12 protein-coding genes and 1 tRNA gene are annotated in these 13833 nt (G+C 56.2%); 10 read left to right on the top strand and 3 right to left on the bottom strand.

Features of this window, described 5'->3' with window-relative positions; all coding sequences use genetic code 11:
• The first annotated feature begins 31 nt into the window (after positions 1–31).
• The 7 genes from ABJ076_RS16965 to ABJ076_RS16935 all read left to right on the top strand — a co-directional run bounded on the left by ABJ076_RS16965 (position 32) and on the right by ABJ076_RS16935 (position 8425).
• Positions 32–2356: a PAS domain-containing sensor histidine kinase gene (locus ABJ076_RS16965; protein WP_348185520.1), complete on the top strand. Its 2325-nt coding sequence runs from the start codon at positions 32–34 to the stop codon at positions 2354–2356.
• Complete coding sequence (locus tag ABJ076_RS16960; protein ID WP_348185518.1) at positions 2346–3740, top strand: sigma-54 dependent transcriptional regulator; 1395 nt, start codon at positions 2346–2348, stop codon at positions 3738–3740. The genes ABJ076_RS16965 and ABJ076_RS16960 overlap by 11 nt, the downstream gene beginning before the upstream one ends.
• Positions 3741–3767: 27 nt before the next feature.
• A complete protein-coding gene (gene trkA, locus ABJ076_RS16955; protein ID WP_348185515.1) occupies positions 3768–5144 on the top strand; it encodes a Trk system potassium transporter TrkA in 1377 nt (458 codons plus the stop codon).
• 17 nt (positions 5145–5161) lie between these two features.
• Positions 5162–5806: an HAD family hydrolase gene (locus ABJ076_RS16950; RefSeq protein WP_348185512.1), complete on the top strand. Its 645-nt coding sequence runs from the start codon at positions 5162–5164 to the stop codon at positions 5804–5806.
• Between the two features lie 115 nt (positions 5807–5921).
• Positions 5922–6176: an RNA chaperone Hfq gene (hfq, locus tag ABJ076_RS16945; RefSeq protein WP_348185509.1), complete on the top strand. Its 255-nt coding sequence runs from the start codon at positions 5922–5924 to the stop codon at positions 6174–6176.
• 21 nt (positions 6177–6197) lie between these two features.
• Positions 6198–7493 carry a GTPase HflX gene (gene hflX, locus ABJ076_RS16940; protein WP_348185506.1) on the top strand — a complete coding sequence of 432 codons (1296 nt, stop codon included), beginning with the start codon at positions 6198–6200 and terminating at the stop codon, positions 7491–7493.
• Between the two features lie 107 nt (positions 7494–7600).
• Positions 7601–8425, top strand: coding sequence for an inositol monophosphatase (locus ABJ076_RS16935; protein ID WP_348185503.1), 825 nt, complete (start codon positions 7601–7603; stop codon positions 8423–8425).
• Positions 8426–8437: 12 nt separating this feature from the next.
• Here the strand turns inward: ABJ076_RS16935 and argC are convergent, their stop codons facing one another.
• From argC to ABJ076_RS16920, 3 genes are all read right to left on the bottom strand, one after another.
• Complete coding sequence (gene argC / locus ABJ076_RS16930) at positions 8438–9403, bottom strand: N-acetyl-gamma-glutamyl-phosphate reductase (protein WP_348185501.1); 966 nt, start codon at positions 9401–9403, stop codon at positions 8438–8440.
• A 149-nt stretch (positions 9404–9552) separates the two neighbouring features.
• Positions 9553–10389, bottom strand: a complete 837-nt coding sequence (gene mazG, locus ABJ076_RS16925; protein ID WP_348185498.1) for a nucleoside triphosphate pyrophosphohydrolase — start codon at positions 10387–10389, stop codon at positions 9553–9555.
• 82 nt (positions 10390–10471) lie between these two features.
• Positions 10472–10556 (bottom strand) — tRNA-Leu (locus ABJ076_RS16920).
• A gap of 210 nt (positions 10557–10766) precedes the next feature.
• Here ABJ076_RS16920 and ABJ076_RS16915 point away from each other — a divergent pair.
• Genes ABJ076_RS16915 through ABJ076_RS16905 form a run of 3 tightly spaced genes read left to right on the top strand, consistent with a single transcriptional unit; the run spans position 10767 to position 13813 of the window.
• On the top strand, positions 10767–11759 hold the full coding sequence (locus ABJ076_RS16915) for a tripartite tricarboxylate transporter substrate binding protein (protein ID WP_348185496.1): 993 nt from the start codon (positions 10767–10769) through the stop codon (positions 11757–11759).
• A 52-nt stretch (positions 11760–11811) separates the two neighbouring features.
• Positions 11812–12309, top strand: a complete 498-nt coding sequence (locus ABJ076_RS16910) for a tripartite tricarboxylate transporter TctB family protein (RefSeq protein ID WP_348199260.1) — start codon at positions 11812–11814, stop codon at positions 12307–12309.
• Between the two features lies 1 nt (position 12310).
• Positions 12311–13813 carry a tripartite tricarboxylate transporter permease gene (locus ABJ076_RS16905; protein ID WP_348185491.1) on the top strand — a complete coding sequence of 501 codons (1503 nt, stop codon included), beginning with the start codon at positions 12311–12313 and terminating at the stop codon, positions 13811–13813.
• Positions 13814–13833: the final 20 nt, after the last annotated feature.

Genomic DNA, 13833 nt, shown 5'->3' with positions numbered 1-13833 from the left:
ATTTCGCGATCTGTCCTTTAATAGGTGAGACATGCCAGCGGAAGCAGGTACAGACGCCCATCACACTGAGGTTGCCCTGCCGCGTTCTGAAAACCGGCTCGGAAGCTATACACGGCGGTTCCGTATCTGGGCCCAGCGGATTGGGTTCGAGCGTAAGGCTGCCTATGTTCTGGCCGCGCTCGCCATCATGGCGGGGTTGGGGACCTATGCGGCCTTTACCCGTGCCGGTCCTGCTGGACCGGACCCGGATGTTGTTCTGGGTATCCTCTATCTCGATTTCTCCTTGCTTCTGTTGCTCGGTGTACTGGTGGCATACCGCCTGGCCCGTCTCTGGGTGGAGCGGCGGCAGGGGCTCGCCGGATCGCGGTTGCATGTTCGCCTCGTCGCCATGTTCTCTGTTCTGACCGTGGCTCCGACGATCCTGGTCTCTGTTTTTTCTTTGGTAATGTTCGATTTCGGTATCCGCTCCTGGTTCAGTGAGCGGGTCTCAACGGCTGTAACAGGCTCTGTCGCAGTGGCGGAGCGCTATCTTGAAGAGCATCGGCAGGTCATCCGCGGCGATGTTCTGGCTATGGCGAACGATATCAATCGGGAAGCGCCGTTCCTGGTGAACAACTCGGCGCGTTTCTCTCAGGTTCTGCGGGCGCAAGCCGCGCTCCGCAATTTGACGGAAGCCGTGGCATTTGACAGTACGGGCAGGGTTCTAGCCCGCACGAACCTTGCTCTTTCCTTCGATTACGAGCCGCTTCCCGAGGAGGCGATGGCCAAGGCTAAACTAGGCGAGGTGGTTGTCTTGACCACCGATGCGGATGATCGGATCCGTGCTTTTGTCCGGCTCGACCGATTTGTTGATGCCTATCTGTTTGTCGGCCGTTTCGTTGATTCCGAGATCCTCACCTATATCGAGCGTACGAAGGAGGCCGTTGACCAGTTTACCGAATTGGAAGGACGCCGGCTGGATATCCAGGTTTCCTTCATTATGATTTTCGCCATGGTAGCGTTGCTGCTGTTGCTGGCTGCAGTCTGGATCGGCCTCAATCTCGCCACCTGGTTGGTTCAGCCTATCAGTGACCTGATCGGGGCTGCTGAGCGGATTAGCTCTGGCGATCTCACGGCCAGGGTTACGGGACCGGTCGAAGCGGACGAGATGGGACTTCTTGCTAGAGCCTTCAACCGAATGACTCGGCAACTGGAAATGCAACGCAGCGAGTTGATGAGCGCCAACCGTCAGGTCGATGCGCGGCGCCGGTTCACAGAGGCTGTGCTTGGCGGGGTTTCCGCCGGTGTGATTGGTCTCGACGCGGATGCCAGGATCAATTTGCCGAATAGATCGGCTGCCAGTCTGTTGGGGGTGACAATCGAATCTCTCATTGGCCGGATGCTGTCGGAACAGATTCCGGAGATGAGCGAGCTTCTGGAGCAGGCAAGGCACAATCCTTACCGGCAATCCGAAAAACAGATCGAGCTAAACAGGGAAAGCGGAAAGATCACGCTTTTGGCACGTATCAAGGCCGAGATCGCGGACGGTAAGGTTTCGGGGTACGTTCTGACTTTCGATGATATTTCGGCGCTTCTTTCGGCGCAAAGGATGGCCGCTTGGGCGGATGTCGCGCGCCGGATCGCGCACGAAATCAAGAATCCCCTGACTCCGATTCAGCTTTCCGCCGAACGCCTTAAACGTAAGTATTTGAATCAGATAAGCGATGATCCTGAGACTTTTGTTGAATGTACCAGCACGATCGTTCGACAAGTCGGTGATATTGGCCGCATGGTTGATGAATTTTCAGCCTTCGCGCGGATGCCCGCCCCAGTTATGCGGTCTGAAAACCTGATCCAGCTGATTCGCGAGCAGGTGGTTCTTCAGAAGTCGGCGCAGTCCGGCATCGTATTTGATTTCGATGGGGATCAGGAAGCGGTCGAGCTCGAGTGCGATCAACGCCAGATCAGGCAGGTTTTGACCAACTTATTGCAGAACGCGATTGACGCAATCGATGCCGTCAATCCGTTGGAGCCAGACGGAAAGCGAGCACCGGGGCAACGGATCTCTGTTGCAATTAACCGGCAGGATCGAAGGATCGTGATTGACGTCGAGGATACGGGCCGGGGGCTTCCCTCGACGGACCGTGACCGCCTCACGGAGCCATATGTGACGACCCGGGAAAAAGGCACCGGGCTTGGTCTGGCAATTGTGAAGAGAATCATGGAAGATCATGGAGGCTCGATTTTGCTGATGGATCGCGAAGGTGGGGGGACAAGGGTCCGCCTGGTTTTTGGATCGGACATAGAAGTACGTCTGGATGAAGCGACATCGGACTCGCACGAAAATGACCTTGGGCTGAGCCATCATGGCGCATGACATTCTCATCGTAGATGATGAGGCCGATATCCGGTCTCTGCTCGCTGGCATCCTTGAGGATGAAGGCTACAAGACGCGGCAGGCGCGCAATAGTGACGAAGCTCTGGAAGCTGTCGATATTCGTCGCCCTGACCTCGTCATTCTTGATATCTGGCTGGAAAACAGCACGCTCGACGGTCTTAGAATTCTGGAGCGATTGAGTGCGGGACACCCTGATGTGCCGGTAATCATGATCAGTGGTCACGGCACTATCGAGACTGCGGTTTCTGCCATCAAGATCGGTGCTTACGATTTCATCGAAAAGCCGTTCGAGACCGAGCGTATGTTGCTGCAAGTCGGCAGGGCACTGGAGGCCGTGCAGCTCCGGCGTGAAAATGCGGAACTCCGGGCCCGGTCGGATACGGATGACAGACTTATTGGGGACTCTGCCGGAGTTACCCAGGTAGCGCAGGCTGTGGAGAAGGTGGCGCCGACGAACAGCCGGGTGCTGATCACCGGACCTGCGGGTGTAGGCAAAGAAGTCGTCGCCCGCATGATACATACGAATTCCGCACGTTCGAGCGGCCCATTCACGGTGTTGAACTGCGCGACGCTCAGCCCGGAGCGACTTGAGATTGAGCTGTTCGGTGCGGAACGGCGGGACGGTGATGCTGACGATGCAGTCCGCACCGTGGGGATGTTGGAACAGGCCCATAACGGTACGCTGTTTCTTGACGAGGTTGCGGACATGCCGAAGGAAACCCAGGGCAAGATTGTCCGGGTCCTGCAGGAGCAAAGGTTCCGGCGGGTCGGTGGAGAGCGAGAAATTGCGGTTGATGTGCGTGTCGTTGCGTCGACCAACAAAGACCTTCAACAGGAGATTTCTACAGGCCGTTTCCGCGAGGATCTCTATTACCGGCTGAATGTGGTGCCGATTATTGTGCCGGCCCTGTCCGAACGCCGTGAAGATATCCCGCTGCTCTGCCATTACTTTATCGAGCGCTCCGCGCGCAGCTCGGGTATGTTGCACCGGGTCCTCGCTGAGGATGCCATTGCGGCGCTGCAATCATACGATTGGCCGGGGAATGTTCGACAGCTTCGCAATGTAATCGATTGGCTGCTGATCATGGCTCCGGGTGACGCGAACGAGCCTGTGAAGGCTGATATGTTGCCGCCGGAAATTGGCTCCTCCGCGCCGATCAGCCTCAATTTCGACAAGGGGGTCGAAATCATGGGGATGCCACTGCGTGAGGCCCGCGAAATGTTTGAGCGGGAGTATCTGCTGGCTCAGGTCAACCGGTTCGGGGGCAATATCTCCAGGACAGCCAGTTTTGTGGGTATGGAGCGGTCTGCTCTGCATCGTAAATTGAAGTCGCTCGGCGTCAGCGCCGAACGCTCTGCTTAAACACCCTCTTCAGGACGGGATCACGGCATGAAAGTCGTCATCTGCGGGGCCGGTCAAGTCGGCACCAGCATCGCTCAGCACCTCGCGGGCGAGAACAACGACGTGACGGTCATCGACCAGGATGCGGCTCTGGTTCGAAAGATCACGGAAACGCTCGATGTGCGCGGTGTGCACGGGTTGGCATCTCTGCCGTCAATTCTTGAGGGGGCGGGGACCCGTGACGCGGACATGCTGATCGCGGTGACCTATTCCGACGAGGTCAATATGGTGGCCTGTCAGATCGCACACTCGCTCTTCAATGTGCCGTCGCGGATCGCCCGAATTAGGCAACAGGACTATCTGCAGCCTATTTGGGCGGATCTCTTCAGTCGCGAGAACATGCCGATTGACCACATCATTTCGCCGGAACGAGAAGTGGCAAAAGCAATCGGAAGGCGGCTTCAGGTGCCCGGCGCGTTCGATGTGCTGCCGATGGCGGACGGGAATGTCCGTGTCGTTGGCGTGCGCTGCGACGAGGAGTGCCCTATCGTCAACACGCCGTTGCGCCAGCTCACCAGCCTGTTCTCGGACCTCAGCATCGTTGTTGTCGGCATTATCCGGGATGACCGAGGGATCGTGCCAAAGCCGGACGATCACATGTTGCCGGGCGACGATGTCTATTTTGTCTGCGATGTCGATCATCTGTCTCGTGCCATGGCGGCGTTCGGCCATGAAGAGGAAGAGGGGCGGAGCGTTATTATTGCCGGCGGTGGCAATATCGGCCTGATGCTTGCCGAAGAGATAGAATCAAAGCATTCCGGCGTTAGCGTAAAGGTCATCGAGTATGATCGTGAACGGGCCAAGCTCGTCGCACAGACGCTTGATCACACCATGGTGCTGAACGGAGATGCGCTGGATACCGAAGTCCTTGAAGAGGCAAACGTCTCCAAGACGGAAACCTTTGTTGCCGTCTCCAACGACGATGAAGTGAACATTATCGGCTCGCTTCTGGCCAAGAGAGCCGGGGCGGACCGGACCGTGGCCCTTATCAACAAGGGCACCTACGCGTCTCTGATATCGACCCTTGGTGTTGATGCCGTGGTCAACCCCCGGGCTATTACGGTCTCTACGATCCTGCAGCACGTTCGTCGCGGTAGAATTCGCGGTGTCTACTCCCTGCGTGCCGATTTTGGCGAGGTGATTGAAGCGGAGGCTCTTGAAACATCATCACTCGTAGGTCATCCGCTGCGCGAAGCGAAGCTGCCATCGGGTGTGATCATCGGAGCGATCTATCGTGGGGGAAAGGTCTTGGTGCCGCGCGGGGACACGGTGATTCAAGCTAAGGACCGGGTGATCCTTTTCGCTACTTACGAAGTTGTAAAAAAGGTAGAGAAGCTGTTTGCCGTCCGGCTCGACTTTTTCTAGGCGGAGGCACTCCAATCATGTTGAAACCAAGCGCTGTTCTGTTCGACTGGGACAGCACGCTCGTTGACAATTGGCCGGGCGTGACAGTCGCCATGAATGCGGCACTTACGGCATTCGAGCTGCAAACCTGGACCGAGACGGAAATGCGCGCGCGGGCCAAGCGTTCGATGAGAGAGAATTTTCCCGGAATTTTCGGTCCGGAATGGGAAAGAGCTCGCGATATTTTTTATGCAACTTTCGAGGAGCGGCACCTCGATGGGCTGCGCGCATTGCCCGGTGCGGAAGAGTTGATCACTGAGCTTCAAGATCGGTCGATCATGCTCGGCGTGGTGAGCAACAAAAACGGAGATTTTCTTCGTGCTGAGGCGGAACGTCTTGGCTGGGTTGGATATTTCCACCGTATCATCGGCGCAACAGATGCCGCACAAGATAAGCCTGCCCGTGATCCGGTTGATTTGGCGCTCGCGGAGTCGGGCCATGAGCCAGGTGAGCGGGTATGGTTTGTTGGCGACTCCCTGGTGGATTTACAGTGTGGCCTGGCGAGCGGATGTGTCCCTGTTCTTGTCGGAAATGATCCGATTTCCGAGGAGGATCTGGAAAAATGGCCCCCCGCATTCCATTTCAGGGACTGTCACGATATGCGGCTATCTCTGACCGATTGAGTCATAGGGACAAATGGTTATATAAAGGGGGTGCTTATTTCGCATTTGCGAGATGAGGGCGGTGCCCAGGCTTTTTTGGCATGCGCTGAAACGAAACGAACAAAAGGTCCGTGCAATGGCCAACGAAAAGAATCAGAACGTTCAGGAAGTGTTCCTTAACGCGATCCGGAAGAACAAGACTGCGGTTACGATTTTTCTTATCAACGGCGTGAAACTTCAGGGCATCGTCACCTGGTTTGACAACTTCTCCCTGCTGTTGCGACGTGATGCTCATTCGCAGTTGGTCTATAAGCACGCGATTTCGACGATTATGCCATCTCAGCCAGTTCAGTTGTTTGAACCGGCGCGGGAAGAAGAAGAAACCACTTGATCCTGAAAGATCGGGGCGTGCATGGGTAGCACGCAGGACGCGAGCAGTGGCCTAGCGCTCGTCGTCCATCCTTTTGAGAAACAGAGAGCGGGTGAGCCCGCGGCGATGCGAGACCCGGAGGGGCGTCTTGCTGAAGCTGTCGGGCTTACGGCTGCTATAGAGCTCGACGTGGTGCACGCCGAGACCGTTTCGTTGTCCAAAGTCCGGCCCTCGACCTATCTGGGAGGCGGGGCCGTGGAACGGTTGGCTGGAACGGTCAAGGGGTTGGAAGTCGATGTTGTTATTGTCGACGCTTCGCTTTCACCGGTGCAGCAGCGCAACCTTGAAAAAGAGCTCGAATGTAAGGTTATCGACCGTACGGCCCTGATCCTTGAGATCTTTGGTGCCAGAGCACGGACCCATGAGGGGCGGCTTCAGGTCGAACTGGCGGCTCTGACTTTCCAGCGCAGCCGGTTGGTCCGGTCATGGACGCATCTAGAGCGACAGCGTGGTGGATTTGGTTTCGTCGGCGGGCCTGGCGAAAGCCAGTTGGAGATCGACAGGCGCTTGATCCTCGAACGTATTTCCAGGATCAAGAACGAGCTGGAGGATGTGAAGCGGACGCGCGAGTTACATCGCGAATCTCGGCGCAAAGTTCCATATCCGATTGTCGCGCTCGTTGGCTATACCAATGCTGGAAAGTCGACACTTTTCAATCGAATGACTGAGTCCGAAGTATTCGCCAAGGATTTGCTGTTTGCGACTCTGGATCCGACCATGCGCCGGGTCCAGCTGCCGTCAGGGCGGACGATTATCCTCTCCGATACGGTCGGTTTCATTTCAGACCTGCCGACACATTTGGTCGCCGCTTTCCGTGCGACGCTTGAGGAAGTTCTTGAGGCGGATATTCTGTTGCATGTTCGCGATTTCTCTCATCCGGACAGCGATGCGCAAAGAGACGACGTGCTTTCTGTCCTGCGGGATCTGGGGCTAGGTGAGCAGAAACTCGAAGACCAGATGGTTGAGGTTCTGAACAAAATCGACCTGATGGATGATCCAGCCAGTATCGATATCTCCGCTGAAACTGGCCGGCGGATTGCGGTTTCCGCACTCACAGGCGCCGGATGCGAAAACGTTCTTGCTCTACTGGACGAAATGATCGGCGCGAAGGATGTCATGCGGACCTTCGAGCTGGATTTCACTGACGGGGCGGCTTTGGCATGGTTGTACGAGCACGGGCGGGTCGTTGAGCGTGATGACCGAGAAGCCGATATCCAGGTGAAAGTGCGTTTGGCGCCCGTGGACTCGGAGCGTTTCGATGCGAAATTCAGTGTTTGAACAGGATATGCGTTAAGGTAAATAAGCTCGCTATTAGGAAGAGGTCTTTCCGGCTATCCCGTCAGACTCGCGCCGCACCGCCCGCATGCTCCATGTAAAAGGATCACATGATCAGACTTCCAGATCCCACCGCTGTCATCGACATCATGCGCGAAACGGCTGATGCCGTTATCCTCCCTCGTTTTCGGTCCCTCGAGACTGGAGATATTCGGGAGAAGACCGGGCCTGACGATCTGGTCACCATCGCCGATATAGAATCCGAGCGCCGCATGACGCCACTACTTCAGGAACTATTGCCAGGCTCAAGTGTGGTCGGTGAGGAAGCCGTTGCGCTCGATGCCGCGGTTCTCGATAACCTCACGGCTGACGTGCCAGCCTGGATTATTGATCCAGTGGACGGGACCCGGAATTTTACTAAGGGCAATTCCAAGTTTTGCGTCATGGTCGGCTTGGTCCATAGGCGTCAGCCAGTTCTGGGATTTATTCTCGATCCACTGGGGCAACGTTGTGCTTTTGCCATGCGCGGTGAGGGGGCCTGGATGTATGGCTATGACGGGCGAGAAGAGCGCCTTTCGGTACTCCAGGCGGCGCCAAGCGCTGATATGCGTGGAGCACTCAATTTCCGCTTCCTGCCGTCACCGCTGAAAGAAGAGATGAAGGAACGGGCGAAAACAGAAGTGGGTGAACATTTTCGTTTTGGTTGTGCCGGACACGAATATCTGAGCCTTCTAACCGGCGAAGCGCATTTCGCCATGCATCCAAAAAACATGCCGTGGGATCACGTTGCCGGTTCATTGATGCATCAGGAAGCGGGCGGTTTTCATGCTCGCTTCAACAAGCGTCCCTATTATCCCGATCAGCTCGATGGCGGCTTGCTAATGGCTCCAGACGAAGGATCCTGGGACGAACTCAGGGAAAAGCTCTGGCCGTAACAGGATCGAGGCTCAGGCCGCGCGCTTGTAGGAGAGCCCGAGACTTTCTTCCAGACCCAGCATCAGGTTCATGTTTTGAACCGCTGCACCTGAGGCGCCTTTGCCGAGGTTGTCGAGCGTCGCCGCCAGCATACAGTGTCCGCTCTTCTCGTTCGCAAAAACATAGAAGCGAATCATGTTGGTGTCGTTTTGCTCTTCCGGGTCAAGACGGGCAAGCGAAGCAGACCCGTCCAGCGGAGCCACTTTGGTGAAAAGGTGGCCGCTGTAATGATCGCTGAGGCACTCATGGATGCGGGCAGCACTGATACCGCCCTTTAGCGCCCAGAGATGCAGCGGCACATAGACAGCCATTCCTTTGTAGTAACGCCCAACGCTCGGCTGGAAGACCGGTGCATGCTCCAGCATGGAATACTGCTGCATTTCCGGCAGGTGCTTGTGCTGCAGATTAAGGCCGTAGGCGAATACGTTCGCGGAAACATGATCTGCGGAATTCGTGTCTTCCATTGATTGGATCAGTGCCTTGCCGCCGCCGGAATAGCCTGAGATGGCATTGACCGTGATCGGATGATCCGCCGGTAAAAGGGCATTCTCCACCAGCGGCCGGATCAGGCCTATGGCACCGGTCGGATAACAACCAGGATTGCTGACAAAGCGGGCATGGCGCACGGCTTCTTCATGACCGGCGCTGAGCTCCGGAAAACCATATACCCAATCGTTATCCACCCGGTGCGCGGTCGAAGCATCAATCACCTTGGCATCCGGGTTCTCGATAAGGGACACGGCTTCAATAGCGGCCGAATCCGGCAGGCACAGAATGGAGAGATCCGCTGTGTTCAGCGCACGGCGGCGGGCTTCGGTGTCCTTCCGTTCTTCCGCGCCGAGGCTGATCAGGGAGACATCGTCCCGTCCCGTCAGCCGCTCGCGGATCTGCAGGCCCGTCGTCCCGGCTTCACCGTCGATGAAAATACTTACCGCCATGGCGGATCTCCTCAATGCGTAGCCCAGTTGCCGCGCTTATTTCCGTACAATATTGAAAGGTTTGAAGTCTTGGCAACCCGCCATGACTTCAATCATCACCGCACGTGCGCTCGTCGGGCGATAATTGGTTCAGGAAACTTGCGTGTTCATCAGGCTTTGTCGAACTTCTTCGCGCGTTGCCAGAGCTCTTCAAGCTCTTCCAGTGCGGTCTGCTCCATCGAGCGTTTGGTCTCATCCTTAAGCATCGTTTCCATGGCGCGGAATCGGGTCTCGAATTTCCGGTTGCAGCGCCGGAGTGCACTCTCAGGATCGACATCGAGTTTGCGGGCCAGGTTGACGCAAACGAAAAGCAGGTCGCCTATCTCGTCCTCTATCCTGTTTGGATCGCGCTCTTTTAAATTGTCTTTCAGCTCGGCTTGGACTTCGGCGATTTCTTCTTCCAGCTTGTCGAAAACCTGATCCACTTCGGGCCAGTCGAAGCCGACGCGACCGGCGCGCTTCTGTAATTTGACGGCGCGCATCAGGGCGGGGAACGCTGATGAGACGCCATCGAGAGCACTTTCGCGGACATTATTTTTTAATGCCTTACGTGCGCGCTCCTCGGCTTTTTGAGACTCCCAGTTCAAGGTCTGCGTTTTGGCATCGGCGACATCAGCCGAGCCGAACACATGAGGATGTCGTCTGATCATCTTCTCGGTAATGGCGTGCGCCACGCTATCGAAGTCGAAATGCCCTGCCTCTTGGCCAATCTGGGTGTGATATATGACCTGGAGCAGCAGATCTCCGAGTTCTTCTTCCAGATGCGGCATATCTCCCTCGGTGATAGCGTCGGCCACCTCGTAGGCTTCTTCAATCGTGTAGGGAGCAATTGTCTCGAAACTCTGCTCGATATCCCAAGGGCACCCTCCATCCGGATCGCGCAGGTGCGTCATAACAAGCCGGAGTCTTTCAACAGGTGAAAGATCTAGAGAAGGAATTGGTTTCATCGGTGTTTTCCGGTTGATGTCGTTCGGTTGACGCCATTGTACGGTAGGATTTCGCGCATAAACGTCGCAATCGGTTTGCGAATGGTGGCCCCGGAGGGACTCGAACCCTCACGTCCTAAGACTCGCGATTTTAAGTCGCGTGCGTCTACCAGTTCCGCCACGGGGCCTGCCGGTCAATCGATTGCGGATACCTACAGGAACTCTCCGTCCCAGCCAAGATGCGATGCGGCGCATATCAACAGGAAATATACTTGCGTATTTGCCATTTATTTTCCCTACTGTCCCGCATCCTATCCAAACCACGAACAACGATGCGTGGATCCAACTGCAGTCACTTCCGGCTGCAAAATAAAAAATCGACTGAGGGAGCCGAAACCATGAAACGCAATTTTCTTGGCGCTTTTGCCGCTGTGGCGCTTTCTTCCAGTTTGGCCATTGCGGATTATCCGGAACGGGAAGTGCTTGGCGTTGTGATGTGGGGCGCCGGCGGCGCGACTGACACTGTTGCCCGCGCCGTTAATCCGGCGGCCGAGGAGGCTCTTGGCACGTCCATCGTCGTCTTGAACAAGTCGGGCGGTGCAGGGGCAATTTCGACGGCGTTTGTGAATGCTGCTCCGGCCGATGGTTATACTTTCCTCTATGGCGCCGAGAACCCGCAGCTTCATCCGGTTATGGGGGTTTCCAGCCTCGACTATTCCGCCTTTTATCCGATCAACATTCTGGGCCGAGGCGTCGCTGTGATCGCAGTTCCGGCGTCATCGAATTACAAGACAATGGGCGATCTCCTGGCTGACATAAAAGCCAACCCAGGTGTTGTGAAAATGGGATCGACCGGACCCGGCGGCTTGCCGAGTACGATCAGCGCATTGATCGCAAACGCAGCCGATTTCGAGGTCACCGCCATTCCGTTTGGAGGTGAAGGCCCAGGCCTGACCGCTATGCTGGGCGGTGAAGTGGATTTCATGCCGTCCGGTATTTCCGCTGCGGCTGAGCAGATCAAGGCAGGCAAGATGCGCGCGCTCGCAGTGGTCAATCCGGCTTCTGTCGACACGTTGCCGAACGTTCCGCCGATCACAGACGCGGTTCCTGAAATGAAGAAGTTCCTCCCGTGGGGGCCGTTCTATGGAGTTTTCGTGCGCAAGGATGCTCCGGCGGAGGTGAAGGCAACGCTTGAAAGCGCTTTCGGTAAGGCAGCAGAAAGCGCCCAATTCACCACGCTTATGGCCAATCGAGGCAATGTCGTAATGAATATCTCAGGCAGTGAAGCGGAAGCGTTCCTGAAGAAGTGGCAGCAGGTCACGGTCTGGGCTTTGCAGGATACAGGGGCGGCAAAAGTCGATCCGGCGTCTCTCGGTATCAAGCGGCCGTAAATGGTTGAACGCAGGCCCGCCTTTATGCGGGCCTGCGGCTGCTTTGAAGCTAATGAAAATTCGTGATGTTAAGGGGCGAGGCGAGGCTCTGTTTTCGCTGGTCCTTGTTCTGTTCAGTGCCGCTGCGTTTTGGCTGTCCTATGGTATTTCAGGATTTGGCGGTCTGACGACTGCTGGCGTCTTTCCCATGCTCGCTTCTGCGGCCATGCTGGTTTCTGCTTCGGTTTTATTGACCGAAGCATTGCGGAAACGTTCGCCTGACGGCGCTACAGAAAATGCGACGAAGGAAAGGGGGAGCGGCAAAGTATTTTCTAGAGATCTGGTGATTGTCGTCGCGATGGTCTCGGTCTATGTCGCGGTGATGCCATACTTGGGTTTCGTGGTGTCATCTGCCCTGTTCCTGTTCGCTGCGTTTTTCTATCTTTGGCGCAAAGGTGTATTGGCATCCTTGGCCATTACCGCGCTCTCGATCACTGTAATCTATGTTGTTTTCCGCCTCGGGTTTCAGGTTGTCCTGCCGGGCGGCACGTGGCTGCGGGGCATTTTCTGATATGCTGGAAATACTCTCCAACCTCTCGATTTCGTGGTTCGATCCCTGGTTGCTGTTTCTCACAGCAGCAGGAACCATGGCCGGCATCTACGTTGGAGCGATACCTGGCCTTTCAGTGACGATGGCGACGTCTATTCTGATTTCCTTTACATTCAAGTGGCCGGTGAACGACGCGCTTGCACTGATAGCGGGTGTCTTTGTCGGCGGTGTCTATGGCGGCGCGCGGACAGCCATTTTGTTGAATATCCCTGGCGCGCCAAGCGCTGTGGCGACCGCTATTGAAGGCTATCCGATGGCCCAGCGCGGCGAGGCCGGGCAGGCGATCGGCCTGACGACGGTGATGTCGGTTCTTGGTGGTTTGGTCGGGATTCTGGCATTGGCAGTGTTCGCACCAGCCATTGCGAATTTTGCGCTGATGTTTCAGTCACGGGATTATCTCTTACTCGGTCTGATCGGTATTCTGCTGGTCGGGGCATTGTCCGGCGAGAGTTTCGCCAAGGGTGTTTTTGCGGGCGCCCTCGGTGTGCTGATCGGGATGGTCGGCCTCGATCCGATGACGGCTGAACAGCGGCTGACTTTCGGGTCCGTTCAGTTGATGGGCGGTATTCCCTACGTTGCCGCCATGATCGGTTTTTTCGGTGTCGCCGAGGCCCTGGTGCAACTTCACAATCTTTCACTTCCGCCGATCCGACAGAAAATCGGTAGTGTAATTCCTGGGCTCAAGGACATACGACGTTTCCTCGGTTTGGCTCTGCGTTCCTCAGGTATCGGGACAATTATCGGAGCGTTGCCCGGAACTGGCGGGGATATTGCGGCGCTGCTTGCATACGATCATGCCAAGCGGTCAACAAAGTCCCCCGAAGTGCCGTTTGGGAAGGGAGCGAAGGAAGGATTGGTGGCGCCGGAAACGGCCAATAACGCGGCGGTAGGTGGCGCGTTCATCCCAATGCTGACACTCGGTATTCCGGGCGATGCGGTAACCGCAGTGATCATCGGCGCTCTGTTCATTCACGGCTTGAAACCAGGCCCGCTGCTGCTTGTCGAAACGCCGCATCTGTTCTGGTTCACCGTCGGTAATCTGACGCTAGCGAACCTGTTTCTGCTGATCTTCGGGCTGAGCGGTATCCGGATCTTCACCAAAATTGTCGAATGTCCGAAAGCCATCTTGATACCATTGATCATCGTGCTTTCAGCAGTCGGTACATATGCCATCCAGAATAACCCCGTCCATATTACCTGGATGCTGGGCTTTGGCATTGTCGGTTATTTCATGAAGGTCTTCGGTTTCCAGGTTGGGCCTGTCATTCTCGGGGTGATCCTGGGGCCGATGCTGGATAGTAATTATCGGCGGGCCATGATTGGCGCACGTCACGATGTGGGCGATTTCCTCTGGAACTTCATCGCCCATCCGATATCGCTCGTATTGAGCATATCGTTCCTGTTGCTTTTGTTGTCGCAAACGCCCTTCTGGCGCCGTTGGGTGAGCCCGCGGTCGCAAAAATAGAAGACTCCTCCACACCTTGT

Origin of the sequence: Nisaea sp., assembly GCF_039990255.1 — a bacterium.
Lineage (GTDB): Bacteria > Pseudomonadota > Alphaproteobacteria > Thalassobaculales > Thalassobaculaceae > Nisaea.
The sequence above is the reverse complement of the archived record's forward strand: the minus strand, read 5'-3'. Positions and strand labels throughout refer to the sequence as shown.

Bases quoted from the DNA above. Each gene is read 5' to 3' on its own strand.
- ABJ076_RS16965 (WP_348185520.1), top strand. From the start codon at position 32: ATGCCAGCGGAAGCAGGTACAGACGCCCATCACACTGAGGTTGCCCTG.
- ABJ076_RS16960 (WP_348185518.1), top strand. From the start codon at position 2,346: ATGGCGCATGACATTCTCATCGTAGATGATGAGGCCGATATCCGGTCT.
- trkA (WP_348185515.1), top strand. From the start codon at position 3,768: ATGAAAGTCGTCATCTGCGGGGCCGGTCAAGTCGGCACCAGCATCGCT.
- ABJ076_RS16950 (WP_348185512.1), top strand. From the start codon at position 5,162: ATGTTGAAACCAAGCGCTGTTCTGTTCGACTGGGACAGCACGCTCGTT.
- hfq (WP_348185509.1), top strand. From the start codon at position 5,922: ATGGCCAACGAAAAGAATCAGAACGTTCAGGAAGTGTTCCTTAACGCG.
- hflX (WP_348185506.1), top strand. From the start codon at position 6,198: ATGGGTAGCACGCAGGACGCGAGCAGTGGCCTAGCGCTCGTCGTCCAT.
- ABJ076_RS16935 (WP_348185503.1), top strand. From the start codon at position 7,601: ATGATCAGACTTCCAGATCCCACCGCTGTCATCGACATCATGCGCGAA.
- argC (WP_348185501.1), bottom strand. From the start codon at position 9,403: ATGGCGGTAAGTATTTTCATCGACGGTGAAGCCGGGACGACGGGCCTG.
- mazG (WP_348185498.1), bottom strand. From the start codon at position 10,389: ATGAAACCAATTCCTTCTCTAGATCTTTCACCTGTTGAAAGACTCCGG.
- ABJ076_RS16915 (WP_348185496.1), top strand. From the start codon at position 10,767: ATGAAACGCAATTTTCTTGGCGCTTTTGCCGCTGTGGCGCTTTCTTCC.
- ABJ076_RS16910 (WP_348199260.1), top strand. From the start codon at position 11,812: ATGAAAATTCGTGATGTTAAGGGGCGAGGCGAGGCTCTGTTTTCGCTG.
- ABJ076_RS16905 (WP_348185491.1), top strand. From the start codon at position 12,311: ATGCTGGAAATACTCTCCAACCTCTCGATTTCGTGGTTCGATCCCTGG.